Genomic DNA, 678 nt, shown 5'->3' on the forward strand with positions numbered 1-678 from the left:
TCATAATGGCCTGAATGGGCCTGCAATAAAGAAGATCTGTGAGCGAGCATATCAACGTGGAGATGGTCGCTATAAGCGACTGGCTGGCATCTCTGTTTCGCACCTCTACAACCTGCGGCAGTCAAAGACTTATCAGACAGTTCGCCTGCATAAAAACGTCACCCGACCTGTAAATCGTGCTATTGGTACTCGACGCAAACCGCGACCCAATGGTCAACCCGGTTATATCAGAATTGATACAGTACATCAGGGGGATAAGGATAAGGTCAAAGGGCTTTACCATATTAATGCGGTGGATGAAGTTACTCAGTTTCAAGTGATCTGCACCGTTGAGCGGATCAACGAGCACTTTCTAATACCGGTRCTCGAAGAGCTTTTGGCGACTTTTCCCTTTAAAATACAGGGTTTTMACTCCGATAACGGCTCTGAGTACATCAACTATCCGGTGGCAAGTTTATTGGATAGCCTCTACATAAAATTCACAAAATCCAGATCACGAAAAACAAACGACAATGCACTTGTTGAATCAAAAAACGGAGCCATCATCAGAAAAATGTTGGGCTATGCTCATATAAACCAAAACTCATTTGAAACATACGGTTCTAAATGAGCAGATAAATTGATCCAAAGCATGAAACGAAAAACGATTCAAGACGTATAATTACAGATCATTTTTTG

At 42.3% G+C, this 678-nt stretch carries 1 protein-coding gene; it reads left to right on the forward strand.

Annotated features, from left to right (window positions below; genetic code table 11):
• Positions 1-610 (forward strand): DDE-type integrase/transposase/recombinase (locus AKL11_RS17140; protein ID WP_157673634.1); only part of this gene is annotated, 610 nt, incomplete at its 5' end.
• Positions 611-678 lie beyond the last annotated feature (68 nt).

The sequence above is a fragment of the Endozoicomonas ascidiicola genome, from assembly GCF_001646945.1.
Lineage (GTDB): Bacteria > Pseudomonadota > Gammaproteobacteria > Pseudomonadales > Endozoicomonadaceae > Endozoicomonas > Endozoicomonas ascidiicola.